This is a genomic window from Virgibacillus carmonensis, from assembly GCF_057836705.1.
Genome location: NZ_JBYQFJ010000277.1, coordinates 1 through 594 on the forward strand (window position 1 = coordinate 1; position 594 = coordinate 594).

Consider the following 594-nt stretch of genomic DNA (forward strand, 5'->3'; position numbering starts at 1 on the left):
TTTTGCACATCAATAATATTTATTGAAAATATAGTGAAGATCGTGTAACGAAAAGTCATTATCGTTTTATCCATATCACTTGTTATAGCCGATTCTAATCATTATCTTCTTTCTCTTTTCTTTTTCTAGCTTTATAAGCAATATACTCAAAATGATTACGCAGTTCATCCACATCCTCTGGAGTTAGATTCTTCCAATCGTCCATGTTGTGGAAAAACATATCCTCAATGCCATATTCATCTACTATTTTTTTGATCTCAGACAATGAGTCGAATTCTTTTGATGATTTCGGGGTATCAGTACGCCCAAGAAGGTAGTCTGTGTCAACGTTAAAAAAAATTGACAATTTATCTAAAGTAGAAAAATCAGGTTCTCGGGTTCCGCTTTCATATTTTGCAATGGTTGAATACGAAACTTCAATTTTACCCGCTAATCCCTCTCGGCTCAGATTTTCCCTGTTTCTAAGCTTTTTTAACCTATCACTAAAATTCATATTGTGACCTCCGATAAGATCATTCTATACTATTTGTCCAAAACATAAAATATAATTGGACAAAACGGGGAGAAAAGATGTTGACATTGTACGTATCGTCC

Annotated in this window: 1 protein-coding gene; it reads right to left on the reverse strand. The window is 33.7% G+C overall.

The genetic code is table 11. From position 1 onward, the window contains the following. Nucleotides 1-94: 94 nt before the first annotated feature. Complete coding sequence (locus tag AC3G7N_RS21855) at nucleotides 95-493, reverse strand: helix-turn-helix domain-containing protein (protein ID WP_089060668.1); 399 nt, start codon at nucleotides 491-493, stop codon at nucleotides 95-97. Nucleotides 494-594: the final 101 nt, after the last annotated feature.

Coding starts and splice junctions, on each gene's coding strand:
- AC3G7N_RS21855 (WP_089060668.1), bottom strand. CDS start 493: ATGAATTTTAGTGATAGGTTAAAAAAGCTTAGAAACAGGGAAAATCTG.